General features: G+C 38.8%; 16 protein-coding genes and 1 tRNA gene. 9 read left to right on the top strand and 8 right to left on the bottom strand.

Annotated elements, in window-relative coordinates:
- The first annotated feature begins 155 nt into the window (after positions 1-155).
- Positions 156-467, top strand: coding sequence for a hypothetical protein (locus LQ201_RS00855; protein WP_230144130.1), 312 nt, complete (start codon positions 156-158; stop codon positions 465-467).
- A 98-nt stretch (positions 468-565) separates the two neighbouring features.
- Here LQ201_RS00855 and LQ201_RS00850 read toward each other — a convergent pair whose 3' ends face one another.
- Positions 566-1,201 (bottom strand): acetyltransferase, encoded by a 636-nt coding sequence (locus LQ201_RS00850; RefSeq protein WP_230144131.1) that lies wholly within the window; start codon positions 1,199-1,201, stop codon positions 566-568.
- A 219-nt stretch (positions 1,202-1,420) separates the two neighbouring features.
- On the opposite strand from LQ201_RS00850, the gene LQ201_RS00845 reads away from it, so the two are divergent.
- Positions 1,421-1,702, top strand: coding sequence for a hypothetical protein (locus LQ201_RS00845; RefSeq protein ID WP_230144132.1), 282 nt, complete (start codon positions 1,421-1,423; stop codon positions 1,700-1,702).
- Between the two features lie 57 nt (positions 1,703-1,759).
- Here the strand turns inward: LQ201_RS00845 and LQ201_RS00840 are convergent, their stop codons facing one another.
- The gene (locus tag LQ201_RS00840) at positions 1,760-2,941 is read right to left on the bottom strand and encodes an AIR synthase related protein (protein WP_230144133.1); all 1,182 of its coding nucleotides are present in this window, start codon (positions 2,939-2,941) and stop codon (positions 1,760-1,762) included.
- 353 nt (positions 2,942-3,294) lie between these two features.
- Here LQ201_RS00840 and LQ201_RS00835 point away from each other — a divergent pair, with 353 nt between their 5' ends.
- Positions 3,295-3,480: a hypothetical protein gene (locus tag LQ201_RS00835; RefSeq protein WP_230144134.1), complete on the top strand. Its 186-nt coding sequence runs from the start codon at positions 3,295-3,297 to the stop codon at positions 3,478-3,480.
- Between the two features lie 428 nt (positions 3,481-3,908).
- Here the strand turns inward: LQ201_RS00835 and LQ201_RS00830 are convergent, their stop codons facing one another.
- Positions 3,909-6,083 (bottom strand): glutamine synthetase III, encoded by a 2,175-nt coding sequence (locus LQ201_RS00830; RefSeq protein ID WP_230144135.1) that lies wholly within the window; start codon positions 6,081-6,083, stop codon positions 3,909-3,911.
- 202 nt (positions 6,084-6,285) lie between these two features.
- Here LQ201_RS00830 and LQ201_RS00825 point away from each other — a divergent pair, with 202 nt between their 5' ends.
- Complete coding sequence (locus LQ201_RS00825) at positions 6,286-7,137, top strand: energy transducer TonB (protein ID WP_230144136.1); 852 nt, start codon at positions 6,286-6,288, stop codon at positions 7,135-7,137.
- A 547-nt stretch (positions 7,138-7,684) separates the two neighbouring features.
- On the opposite strand, the gene purL is transcribed toward LQ201_RS00825, so the two are convergent.
- Positions 7,685-11,383, bottom strand: coding sequence for a phosphoribosylformylglycinamidine synthase (purL, locus tag LQ201_RS00820; RefSeq protein WP_256449147.1), 3,699 nt, complete (start codon positions 11,381-11,383; stop codon positions 7,685-7,687).
- 233 nt (positions 11,384-11,616) lie between these two features.
- Between purL and LQ201_RS00815 the strand changes: the two genes are divergently transcribed.
- From LQ201_RS00815 to fbp, 4 genes are all read left to right on the top strand, one after another.
- The gene (locus LQ201_RS00815; protein WP_230144138.1) at positions 11,617-11,997 is read left to right on the top strand and encodes a VOC family protein; all 381 of its coding nucleotides are present in this window, start codon (positions 11,617-11,619) and stop codon (positions 11,995-11,997) included.
- Between the two features lies 1 nt (position 11,998).
- Entirely contained in the window at positions 11,999-12,700 is a 702-nt protein-coding gene (locus LQ201_RS00810; protein ID WP_256449126.1) for a tRNA1(Val) (adenine(37)-N6)-methyltransferase, read from the top strand.
- A 190-nt stretch (positions 12,701-12,890) separates the two neighbouring features.
- A complete protein-coding gene (locus LQ201_RS00805) occupies positions 12,891-13,382 on the top strand; it encodes a metallophosphoesterase (RefSeq protein WP_230144140.1) in 492 nt (163 codons plus the stop codon).
- Positions 13,383-13,401: 19 nt separating this feature from the next.
- Positions 13,402-14,481, top strand: a complete 1,080-nt coding sequence (fbp, locus tag LQ201_RS00800) for a class 1 fructose-bisphosphatase (RefSeq protein ID WP_230144141.1) — start codon at positions 13,402-13,404, stop codon at positions 14,479-14,481.
- A gap of 6 nt (positions 14,482-14,487) precedes the next feature.
- Here fbp and rnhA read toward each other — a convergent pair whose 3' ends face one another.
- Positions 14,488-14,952 carry a ribonuclease HI gene (gene rnhA / locus LQ201_RS00795; protein WP_057934856.1) on the bottom strand — a complete coding sequence of 155 codons (465 nt, stop codon included), beginning with the start codon at positions 14,950-14,952 and terminating at the stop codon, positions 14,488-14,490.
- A gap of 176 nt (positions 14,953-15,128) precedes the next feature.
- On the opposite strand from rnhA, the gene LQ201_RS00790 reads away from it, so the two are divergent.
- Positions 15,129-15,202, top strand: a tRNA-His gene (locus LQ201_RS00790).
- Positions 15,203-15,353: 151 nt separating this feature from the next.
- Here LQ201_RS00790 and LQ201_RS25695 read toward each other — a convergent pair.
- The 3 genes from LQ201_RS25695 to LQ201_RS00780 all read right to left on the bottom strand — a co-directional run bounded on the left by LQ201_RS25695 (position 15,354) and on the right by LQ201_RS00780 (position 18,174).
- Entirely contained in the window at positions 15,354-15,536 is a 183-nt protein-coding gene (locus tag LQ201_RS25695; protein ID WP_371823026.1) for a glycoside hydrolase N-terminal domain-containing protein, read from the bottom strand.
- Positions 15,537-15,628: 92 nt separating this feature from the next.
- The gene (locus LQ201_RS00785) at positions 15,629-17,110 is read right to left on the bottom strand and encodes a family 43 glycosylhydrolase (RefSeq protein WP_230144142.1); all 1,482 of its coding nucleotides are present in this window, start codon (positions 17,108-17,110) and stop codon (positions 15,629-15,631) included.
- A gap of 23 nt (positions 17,111-17,133) precedes the next feature.
- Positions 17,134-18,174 carry a glycoside hydrolase family 43 protein gene (locus LQ201_RS00780; protein ID WP_230144143.1) on the bottom strand — a complete coding sequence of 347 codons (1,041 nt, stop codon included), beginning with the start codon at positions 18,172-18,174 and terminating at the stop codon, positions 17,134-17,136.
- Positions 18,175-18,413: the final 239 nt, after the last annotated feature.

The following is an 18,413-nucleotide window of genomic DNA, read 5'->3' as shown; positions in this document are numbered from 1 at the left end:
ATCAGGGATTTTTTGTTATCTATGGACTTTTTTTTAAATGCTATTTATTATATTTTAGAATCTGTTTAATCCGGTAAACTTCTATGGTGATTAATAGAATTTTTTATTGTAGCGTTTATTAACCATGATACGTTTTTGTTATAAAACTAAATAATATGAAAAATCTCATCTATTTAATGCTCTTGTTTTTATGTTTTACCTCTTGTAAAAAGCTAACGGTAAAAGAAGAAAAAACATTTTATGAAATTAATGTGCCCAAATCTGATGGATATCTTACCAGTGCGATACGCGTTACCCTCATGGTAGATGGCAAAGCAGATATAGTGCCAGGTGGCGATGTAGCATATAGAGGTACTTACAAAATCAAGGGTAAAAAGCTTACTGTTACAGCAGAAAAGGAATATGAATTTGCAATCACCTCTGAGACAGAAATTAAGTATGGTGAACGGATTTTGAGGTTACAATAGTGCATATAGATACTTAGATGTTTTTACAAATCCGCGGTCATTCGATCGGGGATTTTTTATTTATATCAACTTCTGAAGTATTTATAAATTCAGATTGTTTAATCTATTGTTTTTTTAATCTTTGCAGGCACACCCGCAATCATCACATGCGGCGGAACATCTTTTGTAACGCAAGCTCCGGCGGCTACATAGGCTCCCTTTCCAATGGTTATGCCTGGAATTATTGTTGCTCCCGCACCTATAAAAACGCCTTCGTTAATGTTTACGTTTCCGGCAATGGTTACGCCGGGAGAAATGGTCACATAGTCTTCTAGTATGCAATCGTGACTGATGTTGCAGTTGGAATTAACAATACAGTGGTTACCGATACGCACATTTGCATTGATTACACAGCCTGGGGCAATACAGTTGCCGTGGCCAATTTTAATAGATGGACTGATGTAGTTGTGTTGATGGATAATATTAATGAATTGATAGCCTTTGTTTTCTAATGGTTCAATAATAGATTTTCTTTCATAAGTGCCTATTGCACCAATTAATGCAATATTTAAAGCAGCAGGATGTTTTTCTAAAAAAGATGGTAAGGAAATAACTGGCATGGCTATATTTGGATGGTTAACGGCATTATCCAGGTTTATTACGTATCCTGCTAATTGATATTCGTTATTGCCGTTAAAATACTCGCTCAGCTCTGTAGCATGTTTGCCTGCACCAAGAAGATATACATTGATCATAACGTTATTCCTGTTTGGAGTGATTTATTTAAAGTCAATATACATTTATCTCAGCAAAATTAAATGATGTACCGTAAACTTAATAATGTGTCGATACGGTAGCTAGTGTGTATTAGATTAAATTATGTCTTAGCGATGTTTTTTATTATAACTAAAACCATTTCTGCCAAAAAATGATTTTAATATTAGTCTATTTATTTAAAACTAATATTTAAAACAATGAGCACTTCGAAACAGACCCATGATCATGCTACAATAAAAGCCTGGGCAGAGGAACATGGCGGTGTACCGGCAATAGTTGCAGATACAGCAGAAACCAAAGGTGGTGGCATTTTAAGGATTCATTTCCCAAAGCATAGCGACAGTTCTTCAGACCTAAAGGAGACAGATTGGGATACCTTTTTTAAAACCTTTGATGACAACAAACTCGATTTTTTGTATCAGGATAAAAAAGCAGATGGAGAGGAGAGTACCTTCCATAAATTTGTAGAACGTGAGTAATAAATAAAGGCTGCTGAATTTAATTTTCAGCAGCCTTTTTAAATTGTATCTCAAAACTTAGTTATAAACGAAAGTTCCTTTTTCGCTTTCGATAGTCACTTGTTTTTGATCGCCTTTTTCTACGCGACCGATAATCTGTGCATCGATATTAAAGCTTTTTGATATTTCGATAATGCTTTCGGCAATCTCCTGAGGAACATATAATTCCATGCGGTGCCCCATATTAAATACCTTATACATTTCTTTCCAATCGGTACCCGATTGTTCCTGAATCAATTTAAATAGGGTAGGGATAGGAAATAAGTTATTCTTGATGACGTGGATATCATCATTGATGAAATGTAATACCTTGGTTTGTGCACCACCACTGCAATGTACAATACCATTAATCTGACTGCGATGACTTTCTAAAATCTTTTTGATTACAGGTGCATAGGTACGCGTAGGGGATAAAACCAATTTACCTACCGTAGTTTGGCCAAATCCTTCAATAGCTATTTCTTCTGTTAATTGTTTTTTTCCGGAGAAAACCAGATCAAATGGAACAGCCGGATCGAAACTTTCAGGGTAACTGTTGGCTACTGTTTTATCGAAAACATCATGACGGGCAGAGGTTAATCCGTTCGATCCCATACCACCATTGTATTCGGTTTCGTAAGTGGCTTGTCCGGATGAGGCTAGTGCCACAATTACGTCGCCTGGCTGAATATTATCGTTGCTGATGATATCTTCCCGCTTTAATCTACAGGTTACCGTAGAATCGACGATAATGGTCCTCACTAAGTCGCCAACATCGGCAGTTTCGCCGCCGGTAGAATAAATCGAGATGCCTTGTTCGCGCAGATCGGCCAAGATTTCTTCTGTACCGTTAATTACAGCAGCAATCACTTCGCCCGGGATCAGGTTTTTATTCCTTCCAATGGTTGAGGATAACAAAATGTTATCGGTAGCACCAACACAGATTAAATCATCGATATTCATGATGATGGCATCTTGTGCAATACCTTTCCAAACCGAGATATCTCCGGTTTCTTTCCAGTATACGTAAGCTAAAGAAGATTTGGTACCTGCGCCGTCTGCATGCATGATATTGCAATATTCCTCGTCACCACCTAAAATGTCAGGGATGATTTTGCAGAATGCTTTAGGGAAAATTCCTTTATCTATGTTTTTGATGGCATTGTGCACATCTTCTTTTGAGGCAGAAACGCCACGTTGATTGTACCTGTTATCACTCATGTTGGCGCAAAGATAAGGTTTTAAGGGGAAAGACTAAAGCTAAATACTTAAGGTTTTTTATGGCCAAACGGCAAGGCTTTTTTACCACCTTAGGCACCTGAGTTTGTTTACCACGAAGGCACAAAGCGCACAAAGATTTAAGGTGTAAAAGGTAGGGATTCGTTTTTTTTTGAAAGCGAAGGTTGGTCTTTGGCGGCTTGCAGCCCCGCTTTTCCTGCTGCCGTTAAAGGTGGAATAAATAGGAGATTTAACTTAATAAAACGGCATCCGTACAATCGGGCTTAGGTAAAGCGGGTAGGTTCTTCGTTGCGGTTTTTTCCTTGCACAAGCCTGGTTTAAAAAAACCTGATTGGATGGATGCTGTAAACGATGCATTGAAAATCTTGCGAAAACTTTACAGCAGGAAGGAAAGCAGGGCCTGGTTAACCGATGAGCACTGGTATTGCTTTCAAAAAAAAGCCTTTGCCAACGTAAAGCAATTTCGATTAGATCCTGAACCAAGTTCAGGAGGACGCTTTGGTGGGGATAATAGTAGCTAATTAAGAGGTTTTGAAGTGAACGTTCGTATTCCATGGCAGCTTTCAGCCCCGCTTTTCCTCCTGCCGTTTTAAATTTTGAGAATTAAAAAACTGTCGATTAAAACGGCATCCGTACAATCGGGCTTAGGTACAGCGGGAGGTTCTTCGTGGGCGGATTTTTTCCTTGCACAGGCCTGGTTTAAATAAACCTGATTGGATGGATGCTGTAAACGATGCATTGAAAATCTTGCGAAAATTTTACAGCAGGAAGGAAAGCAGGGCTGGATTAATCGATGAGCACTGGTATTGCTTTCAAAAAAAAGTTGACAGTTGTCAATTGCCAGTTAAGCCATTTAAAACAATTAACCGTTCTAATAACCAATGAACTAAAAGAAAAGGGCGTAAAGTTAAACCTTACGCCCTACACCTTAAACCTTACGGCTTAAAATCTATTTCATGAATAATAATTCTCTGAATTTTGGTAAAGGCCAAACGCTATCGTCAACAATCTGCTCTAATTTATCAGCGTGGTAACGGATGATATCGAAGTAAGATTTAACTTTCTCATCGTAAGCAATCGCTTTCTCGCGGGTATCTTCGATTTTGTTGGTTAATTTACGTTCTTCTAACATCGCATCGATATTGGTTTTGACAATTTCTAAATGCTCTGATAATTTTTTAACGATATCGATAGAAACTTTGCTATCTACACCAATTGCTTTTAATCCTTGTACGTTTTCGATTAAAGAGTTTTGGTAAGCAATTGCAGCTGGGATAATGGCCGTGTTAGCCACTTCGCCCATTACACGTGCTTCGATCTGTAGTTTTTTATAGAAGTTTTCTAACATGATTTCATGACGGGCATGGATCTCACGTGCGCTATAGATACCTGTTGTTGCAAATAACTCAGCAGATTTTTCAGTTAAATAAGCATCTAAAGCTTTTGGTGTAGTTTTGATGTTTGATAAACCGCGTGCTGCAGCTTCATCTTCCCACTCCTGGCTATAACCATTGCCTTCAAAACGGATGTTTTTAGATTCTTTGATGTATTTTTTGATCACGGTTAATAAAGCGATGTCCTTTTTATCACCTTTTTTGATCAATTTATCAACTTCAGCTTTAAATTTAACCAATTGCTCAGCCATAATCGCGTTTAAGATCGTCATTGGTGCAGAAGAGTTTGCTGAAGATCCAACAGCTCTAAGCTCAAATTTGTTACCTGTAAATGCGAAAGGAGAAGTACGGTTACGGTCGGTATTATCTAATAAAATCTGAGGGATTTTAGGAATACCTAACCAAAGTGCGTTATCTTCTTTGATTTTTTTGCTGATACGTGAGTGCTCAATCTCATCTAATACATCGTTCAACTGAGAACCTAAGAAGATAGAGATAATTGCAGGTGGCGCTTCGTTAGCGCCTAAACGGTGATCGTTGCTTACTGATGCAATACTTGCACGTAATAAATCGGCATGCTCGCTAACGGCTTTAATTGTGTTTACAAAGAAAGCAAGGAACATTAAGTTGTTTTTAGGTGTTTTACCTGGTGCCAACAAGTTTTTACCTGTATCGGTAATTAACGACCAGTTGTTGTGTTTACCTGATCCGTTGATACCTGCGTATGGTTTTTCGTGTAACAATACACGGAAATGGTGACGACGGGCAACTTTTTCCATCAAATCCATCAATAATTGATTGTGATCGATAGCCAGGTTGATTTCTTCATAAATCGGTGCGCACTCGAACTGAGATGGTGCAACCTCATTGTGACGGGTTTTTAAAGGAATACCTAATTTTAAAGCTTCATTTTCGAAATCTACCATGTAGCTGAAAACACGCTCAGGGATAGAACCGAAATAATGATCTTCTAATTGTTGGCCTTTAGCAGACATGTGTCCGAATAAAGCACGGCCTGTTAATAATAAATCGGGACGGGCATTGAACAATGACTCATCAACCAAGAAATATTCTTGTTCGATACCTAAAGATGCATTTACTTTAGTAATGCTTTTATCGAAATATTGGCAAACATCAACAGCAGCTTTATCAAGCGCAGCTAATGCTTTTAATAAAGGTGCTTTATAATCCAAGGCTTCTCCGGTATAAGATACGAATACTGTAGGGATACATAGTGTTTTACCTGCTTTGCTTTCCATGATAAAAGCTGGAGAAGAAGGATCCCAAGCAGTATAACCACGAGCTTCGAAAGTATTACGGATACCACCGTTAGGGAAACTAGAAGCATCTGGCTCTTGTTGAACTAAAGCACTACCTGCAAATTTCTCGATAGCACCATCGCCACTTGGCTCAAAAAATGAATCATGTTTTTCAGCAGTTGTGCCAGTTAATGGCTGGAACCAGTGCGTGTAGTGCGTTGCGCCAGCGCTCATTGCCCAAGCTTTCATAGCTGTAGCAATTTGGTTAGCATCGTCAGAATTGATTAATTCACCTTGGTTGATAGATGAAATTAATTTTTCATACACGTCCTTAGATAAGAAATCTCTCATTTTTTTCTTATCAAATACATTCGAGCCGTAAAAATCAGAAATTTTCGCCGAAGGAGATTTAACTTCTGGTGAAATTCTGTTTTGAGCCTCTTTTAATGCGATGGTTCTTAAGCTTTTCATTAATTTGTTATGTTTTTTGTCAAAAATAGTATATTTTATTAATTCTCGTAAAAGAATCGTATTATTTTTATCAATTTTATTGAAAATGAAATAAAAAAATGTTTTTCAGATGAAAAATTTCATTTTTTGTAAAGAAAATAGATTTTTTAAATGTTTTATGGAATTGCTGATTTTGCCGCATCATGCTATAAAACTAAAAGCTATGTTCAACTCTTTAATTAACGTATACAAAACCGAGTGGCTCGATCTTGTATTTGCAGACCGCAACAAAAATTATGGTGCTTATGAATTAAGGTCTAAATCTTCATCGATTATGACAAGAGCACTTTTCGTATCTGGTAGTCTATTCTTATTGTTGTGTTTTTCTCCTTTGATTTATGCAAAACTGTTTCCGAAAGATGTAATTGTTGATACCGTTACAACAGTTACCGAGACAACTTTGCCTGATCAAATTCATCAGATGAAAAAAGACGAACCTAAACCCGAGAAAAAACCTGAACCTGCAAAAGCCGATCCGGTAAAGGTTAAAACAATAGCGCTTCCATCGCAAGTGGTGGTGGTTAATAAAACAGAGCTTCCCCCTCCTCCGACAGTTGATGATATAAAATTAGCAGTGATCAGCACTAAGACACAGGATGGAGTAGTTGCGCCTGCTGCAATAGTAACCGACAATAAAGGTAAAGGTAGTGGTGATGGTTCAGGAACTGCTAAAGAAGGTACAGGAACACCCGAAGATAAAGAGATTTATTTAGGCGCTGATGAGTACCCTGAATTTACCGGTGGTACCAAAGCGTGGTCTAAATATATGGAACGTAATTTAAGGTATCCTTCAAGGGCACAGGAAGAAGGTGCTGGAGGAAAAGTATTTGTAAGCTTTGTCGTAGAGAAAGATGGTTCGATTACCGATGTATCTGTAATTAAAGGGATTGGGTTTGGTTGTGATGAGGAAGCCATTAAAGTTATAAAAAAATCACCGCTATGGAAACCAGGGAAAAATAAAGGAGTTCCGGTGCGTGTAAGGTATAATATGGCGATTAATTTTCAGATGATGTAAGCGGGATGGATGATGTAAAACGAATAATGGGGGATGCTTTCTAAGCTGCATGATAGATGCTGAATCAAGTTCAGCATGACGATACTGCCCTCCATAGGAGTCCGTTGGACAGAATGACATCTCTTTTTAATAATTAAATGATTTTTCTATTAATGCGCTTATAGAAAAATGTGAGGTTGGGTAAATTGAAACGGTTTGGGCGGTGCCCAGGCCGTTTTTTTTATTTTAATATCGTAAGATTGTCATTCTGAACGCAGTGAAGAATCCTTCAGCTATGGAAAGCTTACTATTATTGTTTTCCATTTCAACGCCACGAAAATTAAAGCAAGTAGCTATCTGTTAGAGATTCTTCATGCCTCAGCGTGACAATTTATATGATTTATTTGTACCTGAGCTTAGGTGTTCAGTGACTAATTAGCATGATAGATGCTGAAATAAATCCGATAGCTATCGGATCAGCATGACGATCCAACTATAGAATGATGATTAACAAAAAAAAGGATGATGGTTTTAATTCCATCATCCTTTTATACTTTCCATCAGTTTCTTATCCCTTGTTTTCAATCCACTTGCGTGCATTTACGAAGGCTTCCATCCACGGCGAAACTTCGTCTTTACGGCCTTGTAGGTAATTTGCCCAGTGCCATTGGAACAATGAACGCTCAATGTGTGGCATCATGACCAGGTGGCGACCAGTTTCATCACATAACATTGCGGTGTTGTAATCTGAGCCATTGGGGCTAGCCGGATAAGTTTCGTAAGCATATTTAGCTACGATTTTATATTTGTCTTCTGCGTACGGCAATGAGAATCTTCCTTCGCCATGCGATACCCAAACACCTAAAGTGCTTCCGGCCAGGGTAGATAACATGACAGAATTGTTTTCTTGTAAGGTTAACGATGTGAAAATACTTTCGTGCTTACCACTCTTGTTGTGGAGCATTTTAGGTTTTTCTTCGTGGTCTTTATTAATTAAGCCCAACTCTACAAATAACTGGCAACCATTACAAACCCCAACTGATAAGGTATCAGGACGGGTAAAGAATTTTTCTAATGCTACCCTTGCTTTTTCGTTGTATAAAAATGCACCTGCCCAACCTTTCGCCGATCCTAAAACATCAGAGTTAGAGAAACCGCCAACTGCACCTATAAACTGGATGTCTTCTAAAGTTTCTCTTCCGGTAATTAAATCGGTCATGTGTACGTCTTTCACATCAAAACCCGCCAAATACATGGCATTGGCCAGTTCGCGCTCAGAATTACTTCCTTTTTCGCGGATAATGGCTGCTTTTGGTCGTGGTTTAGTCGGATCGATTACAGGTTTCTTTCCATCAAATTGTAATGGAAAAGTGTAATTTAATACGTGGTTTTTATAATTGTCGAAACGTTCTTTCGCTAATCCGTTTCCGGTTTGTTTACTGTCTAATAAGTACGAAGTTTTGAACCAAACATCACGTAAATGGTCGATATCAAAGCTGAAGCGATCAGTAGCATTTTTAACTTCCAGTTTAGCCGATTGGGTAACCTCACCAATTTTATGGAAAGCAACGCCGGTTTGTGCAAAGGTATCTTCAACCGAAGCATCAGCCTGGAATACAATACCAATGTTCTCTGCAAATAATACTTTAATGCTATCTGCTTCTGCCAGTGAAGACAAATCGATCGAAGCGCCCAAATCGCGGTCGGCAAAACACATTTCCAATAGGGTTGTGATTAAACCACCGCTACCAATATCGTGACCTGCCTGGATTTTGTCAGCTTTGATTAATTGCTGAAGGGTATTAAAAGCTGTTTTAAATTGATCAGCACCTTTAACATCAGGTGTTTCTGTGCCGATTTTGTTTAAAATCTGTGCAAAAGATGAACCACCTAATTTATAGGTATCATTAGAAAGGTTGATGTAATAAATTGATCCACCGTTTTTTTGAAGCACCGGCTCAACCACTTTGGTAATATCATCGCAATTTGCTCCGGCAGAAATAATTACTGTTCCCGGTGCAATTACATCACCATCTTTGTATTTCTGTTTCATCGATAACGAATCTTTTCCGGTTGGGATATTGATTCCTAAATCGATGGCAAAATCAGAACAAGCTTTTACTGCTGTATATAAACGGGCATCTTCGCCTTCGTTTTTACAGGCCCACATCCAGTTGGCAGAAAGTGAAACACTTTTTAAGCCATCTTTTAGCGGTGCCCAAACGATATTCGAAAGTGATTCTGCAATCGCATTGCGGCTACCCGCTGCAGGATCGATCAAGGCCGAAAGTGGTGCATGGCCAACTGAAGTGGCTATACCTTCTTTCCCCTGAAAATCTAAAGCCATTACACCACAGTTGTTTAAAGGCAATTGTAGTGGGCCTGCACATTGTTGTTTGGCTACACGGCCACCCACACAACGGTCTACTTTATTGGTTAACCAATCTTTAGCTGCAACCGCTTCCAATTGAAGCACCTGTTCTAAGTAGTTGTTTAATTCGTTGTTGTTATATGTTACAGCTTCATATTTACGATCGATGGTTTGATCGTCCATTACGATTTTTGGTGAACTGCCAAACATGGCGGCCAATTCAAAATCCATAGGTTTTAAACCTGTTGTTGCAGATTTAAAGGTAAAACGGTGATCGCCGGTTACTTTACCTACGGTGTACATAGGTGAGCGTTCGCGGTCTGCTATTTTTTGTAAGGTTTCGATATGCTCGTTGCCGATCACCAAACCCATTCTTTCCTGCGATTCGTTTCCGATAATTTCTTTGGCCGAAAGGGTAGGGTCGCCCACTGGCAATTTATCAAGATCTATTAATCCACCAGTTTCTTCAACCAGCTCTGATAAACAGTTTAAGTGACCGCCTGCACCGTGATCGTGGATAGAGATAATCGAATTGTGATCGCTTTCTACCATACCACGCACCGCATTTGCAGCACGTTTTTGCATTTCAGGATTTGACCGCTGGATGGCATTTAATTCGATGCCGCTTCCGTGCTGACCAGTATCTGCAGATGAAACGGCTGCACCGCCCATTCCGATCCTGTAATTTTCTCCGCCTAGGATAACGATGTTATCGCCTTCCTGTGGTTTAAGTTTTTGCGCCTGACTGGCTTTACCGTAACCGATACCACCTGCAAGCATAATTACTTTATCGAAACCCAGTTTTCTGGAATCTTCTTCGTGCTCGAAGGTTAAAACCGAACCCGTAATAAGCGGTTGACCGAATTTATTTCCAAAATCTGTAGCACCATTTGATGCTTTGATCAGGATATCCATCGGGGTTTGGTATAACCATTGTCTTTCTTCAACGCCTTTTTCCCAAGGGCGGTTATCTTCTAAACGCGAAAGCGCAGTCATGTAAACGGCAGTTCCTGCTAAAGGTAACGAACCTTGTCCACCTGCCAAACGGTCCCTAATTTCACCACCCGAACCTGTTGCTGCACCATTAAAAGGCTCAACTGTAGTAGGGAAATTATGGGTTTCTGCTTTTAATGAGATTACCGATTCAAAATCGCTTGTCGTATAATAATCAGGCTCATCGGCACGTTTAGGTGCAAATTGTTGCACTTTCGGGCCTTTGATAAAAGCTACGTTATCTTTATAGGCCGAAACAATATCATTAGGATTTTCTTCTGATGTTTTGCGGATCAGCTTAAATAAAGAAGTAGGTTGCTCTACGCCATCGATTACAAATTTACCATTGAAAATTTTATGGCGGCAGTGTTCCGAATTCACTTGGGAGAAACCAAAAACTTCAGAATCGGTTAGCGGTCTTTCTAATTTTTGCGCTAAAGTATTTAAATACTCAACTTCTTCATCGCTTAAAGAAAGCCCTTCTTGTTTGTTGTAAGCCGCAATATCGGTGATTTCTAAAATCGGTTCAGGTTTGATATTGATGGTATATACCTCTTGATCGAGCTTGTCGTATTTTTGAGAAAGCATCGGGTCGTAATCCGCAAAACTTTCGTCAACCTGCTTAAATTCTTCAATCCTGATGATTCCCTGCATGTCCATGTTTTGGGTAATCTCTACTGCGTTGGTACTCCATGGAGTAATCATTGCTGCTCTTGGCCCAACGAAAAAGCCTGTTAGCGCTTTTTCTTGCGAGATTTTGGCACCGCCAAATAACCATTCAAGTTTAGTAATATCAGTGGTAGAAAGCGCTTTGTCTGTTTGTAGAACAAAAATCGCCTGCGATTGACTAAGGAAGAAATGAATCATGCTTTTTTTTTGAAGTTGCAAAAATAGCTTTTTTATATGAAAAAACTGGTGTGATTACAGGATTGAATGAGAGAATTTTGAATGATTGAATGTCAAAATATAATGATCGAATGAGAGAATTATTAAATGAGAGAATGGCTGATGATAGAATGAGTGAATTTTGAATGAGAGAATGTTGAAATAATTATTGGTTGATTCAATTATAGAATGTGCAAATTTGCCTAAACGCTAACTCACTCATTTACTCATTCAAAATTCAGTTATTATTTATGCTTCGCATCCACCACATTGCCATTATCTGTTCAGATTATGAAAAATCGAAAGATTTTTATGTGAATAAATTAGGTTTTACCGTTTTGGCAGAGGTTTACCGGGCTGAAAGGAAATCGTATAAATTAGATCTTGCGGTAAATGGTGTATATCAGATCGAGCTGTTTTCTTTCGAAAACCCTCCTGCAAGGCCATCGCGGCCAGAGGCTCAGGGTTTACGTCATTTAGCTTTTGAGGTTGATGATATAGAAAAAGAGATTTCGCGTTTAAATGATCATGGCATTATTACCGAACCGATCCGTATTGATGAGTTTACCGATAAACGCTTTACTTTTTTTGCTGATCCTGATGGTTTGCCTTTAGAGTTGTACGAAATTTAGGATGAGTATTTTCAAGTTCAAACAGTTTGAAGTCGACCAAACGGGTTGCGCCATGAGGATCAACACGGATGGTGTTTTAATTGCGGCGATGGTAAATCACGAAAAACCTAAAAGTATATTGGATATTGGAACGGGAACCGGTGTAATTGCCTTGATGTTGGCTCAACGTTTTCCGGAAGCAAATATACAAGCTGTAGAAATTGATGAACAGGCCGCACAAACTGCTGGAAAGAATTTTCAATTATCTGTTTTCAGTGAGCGGTTAACCATTAACCACACAACAATTGAACAATATAACTATGCTCAGCAATTCGATCTGATTGTCTCTAATCCACCCTTTTTTGTAAACGATTTAAAAAGTGAGGCATTTAGAAAAGGAATAGCCCGGCATGCAGATAAAGACTTTTTTAGCATGCTCATTAAAAAAACGAGTGGGTTATTGGCCGATGAAGGTATGATTTGGTTAATCCTTCCGGTAAAACAAGCTGATGAGGTTATTGGTAATGCTGCACATTATAATTTATCGCTTGCAGAGCGGATACATATTCATTCTGATCAAAGCAAACCAACCTTTAGGCAAGTGATCTGTTTAAAAAAAGGTAAAGCGGTTTTGAAGGAAAATGATTTTTATATTTATGAATCGTTAAAAGCGCATACAGCTGCTTATAAAGAATTGCTGAAGGATTTTTTTCTGGCCTTTTAGCTTATGGTTTTTGGATGGATGGCGGGGTAGGGAACAATGGTAACATTGTATAATCGCTGTCGTGTTTTTTTATAATATTTAATCACCATTTTTAAAAGATTTGTCAACCCTTTGAGGATTTGTTTTAGCGAAAAGTGGTCGAAAGATTTTGCCAGTCCTGTAAATTAAGGGGCACAATTAAGTTTACATAATGAAAAAAATAGGTTTAATTTCTGATACACACGGTTTTTTAGATGATGCGGTTTTTAAACACTTCGATGGGGTAGATGAAATTTGGCATGCCGGAGATTTTGGCCCTAATGTAGCCGAGCCTTTGGCGGCGTTTAAACCTTTGCGTGGCGTGTTCGGAAATATAGATGATAGTGCGATTAGAGCGGAGTTTCCAGAGCAAAATCGATTTAGCTGCGAAAGGGTTGATGTTTGGATGACGCATATAGGTGGATATCCAGGAAGATACTCATCTTATGTTAAGCCTGAAATATACACTAACCCTCCGAAATTATTCATTACAGGGCATTCACATATTTTGAAAGTAATGTTCGATGAAAAAATAAAATGTCTGCATATAAACCCCGGTGCGGCTGGAAAACACGGTTGGCACAAAGTGAGAACCCTCATTCGTTTTTGCATATCTGATGAAAATATTCATACCTTAGAGGTTATAGAGTTATCGGGTAGATAATGTAAAATTTACACTAAGTATGGTTTGTGGCGTTAAAACACTAGGACAATTTATTATAGAAAAACAAGCAGATTTCCCATATGCTAAAGGAGAGCTTTCGAGGTTGTTAAGGGATATTGGTATAGCTGCAAAAATTGTAAACCGCGAAATTAATAAAGCTGGTTTGGTTGATATTTTAGGCGATATGGGAACCACCAATATTCAGGGTGAGGAACAAAAAAAGCTAGATGTTTATGCTGATGAACAGTTTATTGCTGCGTTAACCAGTGGTGGCGAATGCTGTATTGTTGCTACCGAGGAAGAAGATGATATTATTCATATCGAATCGCCGGTTTCTCAAAATGCCAAGTATATCGTCTGTATCGATCCTTTAGATGGTTCATCCAATACGGATGTAAATGTTGCTGTAGGGACAATTTTCTCTATTTATCGCAGAAAATCGGTTGATGGCAGAGCCAGTATAACGGATGTGTTGCAAAAAGGTACAGAACAGGTAGCTGCCGGTTACATTATTTATGGTTCATCTACCATGTTGGTTTATACCACAGGGAAGGGTGTTAATGGTTTTACATTAGACCCCTCTATTGGTGAATTTTGTCTTTCTCACCCCCAGATGAAAATACCTGAAACAGGTTATATGTATTCTGTAAACGAAGGCAATTATGTTCATTTTCCTGATGGCGTTAAAAAGTACATCAAATATTGTCAGGTAGAGGATGAGGCCACTAAACGCCCCTATACTTCACGTTATATTGGTTCTATGGTTGGCGACATCCACCGGAATTTAATTAAGGGTGGGATTTATATTTACCCAACCACTTCGCGCTCACCTAATGGGAAATTAAGATTATTGTACGAGTGTAACCCGATGTCTTTTATTATTGAGCAGGCTGGAGGCAAAGCCAGCACAGGTTTTGAGCGTATACTCGAAATTGAACCTACAGAATTGCATCAGCGAGTTCCGATTTTTATCGGGTCAAAACATATGGTAGAAAAGGCTGAAGAAATGATGTTGTTGTATACAGCAAAATCAATCTCGATTGATGCCAATGTAGAAACGAAACTAGAGAATTTAAATGTAGTTGGCGGAATTGATTAAGATTGGTTATATCTTACTTCTCTCTGCTTCAAAAAAAGTATCTATAGCCAGGTTTTGTTTGTCTTGTGACGCAAAAACAGCTAAACGGTCGCAACGCTCATTCTCAGGATGATCGTTGTGGCCTTTAATCCAGATGAATTTCACTTTGTGAAGTTTATACAGTTCCAGGAATCTCAACCACAGGTCTTTGTTCTTTTTATCCTTAAAATTTTTGGTTACCCAGCCAAAAACCCATTTCTTCTCCACAGCATCTACTACATATTTCGAATCGGAGTAAACGGTTACTTGTTGATTTAGGCTTTTTAACGCCTCTAATCCTTTTATTACAGCCAATAGTTCCATGCGGTTATTGGTGGTCATTCTAAAGCCGCCACTTAATTCCTTATAGTGCTGTCCTGCCCTTAAAATTGTACCCCAACCACCTGGTCCTGGGTTTCCGCTAGCTGCTCCGTCTGTATAAATTTCGATCATAAACGCCGTAAAGTTATGTTTTTAGGTTCAAAATAGCTTGTTTTATCTGCTTCTGAAATTTTTTTTCGATTTCAAATAATTGAATGTTAAGGAATTAAAAATTAGTTGTAAAAACTTTGAAAAAAATATTTGCAAGAAATATTAAAAGTCGTACTTTTGTGACACTAAAAAATACGGTGGCTGTAGCTCAGTTGGTTAGAGTATTGGTTTGTGGTGCCGAGGGTCGTGGGTTCGAGCCCCATCAGCCACCCGTAATGGGACAAAGACATTTTCGAATGATTTTGTCCCTTTTTTTTGCTCCTAATTCTTTGTTTCTCAGTAGATATGTTCAGCAGTTTCATTGACTAAATTGTTCGATATCATTCTCCATTGTTACCTTTTTTCAGGAAAAAGGCAATTAACTAAGTATCTTTTACCTTCACCCTGTCCGGATTACTTACAAAAATCTCACGCTTAAATCTTATTCCATCTTGTACATAAGAGACCGCAACAAGTCCTCTGTTTAGATCGAGCTCCTTCCGGTAGTTAGAATACCTTTTGTTGGATTTAAAATCAAATCGAAGATCGCCTTTGTCTGGTAACAACCATAAGGCTTGCCTCCCGAGCCAGGGCCTTAGCTCGACGAGAGGGATAGGTTAGCATGGTTTAGTTATAAATTCCATAGCATAGCTTTGTCTTATCTGATTGCATATTTGAAATTATCCAGTATTACCTCTCCTTTTCCTGCAGAAATAAATCCAGGTCTCAATGCAAAAAAACCACCATATTTGTTGTGGTTTAAGCCTGATACATCCAAGTCAGATTGAAGCGCTATCCAACTTTTGCCATCTTTGCTGGCTAGCATGTCACATCTGTTGCGTTTGTTTACAATTTTAAGATAAAAACGCTCTCCAAACCGGCTAGCCTTGTTTGATTTTTTACCTGCATTTTCATAGACGATAAAATTCTTTCCATCGGAAGCGATGCCAGCAAAAGCTTTCTCATTGTAAAACAAAATCAGTCCGCCTGTACTTCCTCCTTTTAAAGTGACCTCGACCTGGGTTTCATAGCTTGTATCCGGAGCAGTAGTTAGCAAAAGTTGTGCATCCGCAGGACTTATACCTTTAGCTTTTAAATAAAGGCTACTATTTTTCAACTCAATAGCATTCGAATCATAACCTTTCCAGGCCATCCATTGCAATCCAAGCGTCTTTTTATTGAAATTATCTGATAGCGTAAAGCCTGATGAAAGTACTTTTTCTTTTGTTCCAGAGTATATCTTTCCTTTTGCTGTTTTGAACCAACCATCTGTTGTCCATTCAATGGGTTCAATTAGTGTTTGCCGGCCAAGGGTATGGTATCCATTTTCATAGGCATGATACACGATCCACCAATTTCCTTTTACGTCGTCAATCAATGTTCCATGTCCTTTAGACCACCATTTTTCATCTGATGAATAAGTATGTACTATCGGATTATATGGTGAGTTTTCCCAAGGACCCTGAATGCTTTTTGAGCGCGCAACTATAACCATATGGCTCGTTGCAGGACCTGCTGTGCCACCTTCGGCTGTTACCATGTAGAAATAACTGCCTTTTTTTAAAATCTTTGGAGATTCAAGGCACTTGCATTCAGTAATCCAGCTTTTAGGATATTCCCATCCTTTATAAACTTCTTTCAATGTGTCAGTGACAGAAAGCCCATCGGTCGCCAGGGGAGCCATACGACCTTCATTAACGAACAAATAACGTTTGCCGTCCTCGCCTACTGCATGGCTTGGATCAATAAAGGGGACTTTTAAATCAATCGGTTTACTCCAGGGGCCTCGTATATCATTTGCCCATATTACCCAGTTGGTTCCGCTAGCCGGAAAATATATATAATATTTACCGTTGTGTTTCAGCAGATCGGGCGCCATGGCAGAACCAACCAGGTCTGGCATGGCTCGTGTTATTGGTTTCCAGTTAAACAAGTCTTTCGAATGCCATATTAAAAATCCAGGAGAATAGGTAAAGGGAGAATGGGTCATATAAAAATCGTCTCCATCACGCATAATACTTGGGTCGGGATAATCACCTCTTAAAATAGCTTTTGGGTATTCTTGTGCAAGCACACAAAATGTAAGCCTTGCAAATACCAGTAAAAGAGTGATCTTTTTGAAGAAATTAGGTGCAGTCATATTTATTTTATAAAAGTCTTTGTTTAAAGTTTCAACCCCCAATGAACGGCAAGCTTTTTGGCTTCCTTTTTGGTAAGATGAATAACGGCCGCATGTTTAGGCGACGTGAAATTTGTTGTTTTCATTACGCCTTCGTTGAAATGCCCCAGATCTTTAAAATTCACAAAATCTGAAGTTTCGCTAAAACCGAAATTATGCGGATTGATGCCATAAATATCGTACATCAACACATATTTATCAGATCCAATACGCTTCCAAACGTTAGGAGCTTCGCAGGCTTTGGGTTCAGGATCATACCACTTAGCATCGTATACATAGCCAGTATTGATCGAATCGGATACCGCCTGTTTAATACCGGCACCTACATCATGGGGTACATAAAACATATGATATTTATTACCCACCTTGGTAATATCCGCATCGATATAAGACACCTCTTTAGGATATTCAAACAGAAGTTTCGGCCTGGCTTCCATTTTTGTGAACTCATTGTTCATGTACGAATAGTAAACCTTGTCTTTACCATCGCCGAAACGCATGGTAAAATAGATCATCATTTTTTTCTTCTCCTCATCGTAAATGGTTTCCGGAGCCCAGGCACAGCCAATTTCTTCTAATCCGGGAAAAGCCTGATCTACACGCAAAATTGTTCTTGACCAGTGTATGAGGTCGGTTGACTTCATTAAAACCAAAGAGCGATTATTGCCCCATCCGTATTGATTACCATCCCGCTCCCATTCAGTATCACGAAGGCCTGCTTTTTTAGCAAAAACATGCAGGTCAGTCAAGGCCAGGTAGAATGCTCCATCCGGTCCGCGAGTTATATGAGGATCGCGGATTCCTTTTTGAATTGCGATAGTATCACCTGCGATTACAGGTTTGCCCTTGTTAACATCTGTAAATGTGTAGCCGTCTGGGCTGAGTGCCATGTGTAAGCCATGCGTGTCGTCTTTAAAGTAAACCATCAGATAGGAACTCATATCCTTTTCCTGAGTAACTTTGGTCTTTTTCTGAGCGGAAGCTGCGCCAGCAATTAGCAACAAGGTTATAAATCCAAATTTCATAAATAATATCTATTTCAAACGGTTAAGCGTTCTGCGATTATAATGGAGCTTTAAACGGCATATTTAGCTTCCTTAAGTTGTTTGGCGGCGCTTTTTTTTATGTACCTAGCAACTTCCCTACAAGTAAATAATCGTTTTATTTTGTGAACTTTAAAAATTCCATCCGCTTATTAATTAAAGACGCAATTATTTGAGTTATATACTCTAATTTCAAAAAAAACAAATATGCCTTAGTAGGA

This window comes from Pedobacter sp. Bi126, from assembly GCF_918698245.1.
GTDB lineage: Bacteria > Bacteroidota > Bacteroidia > Sphingobacteriales > Sphingobacteriaceae > Pedobacter.
Note: the sequence above shows the minus strand (reverse complement) of the source record. Positions and strands in the feature narration are given on the sequence as shown.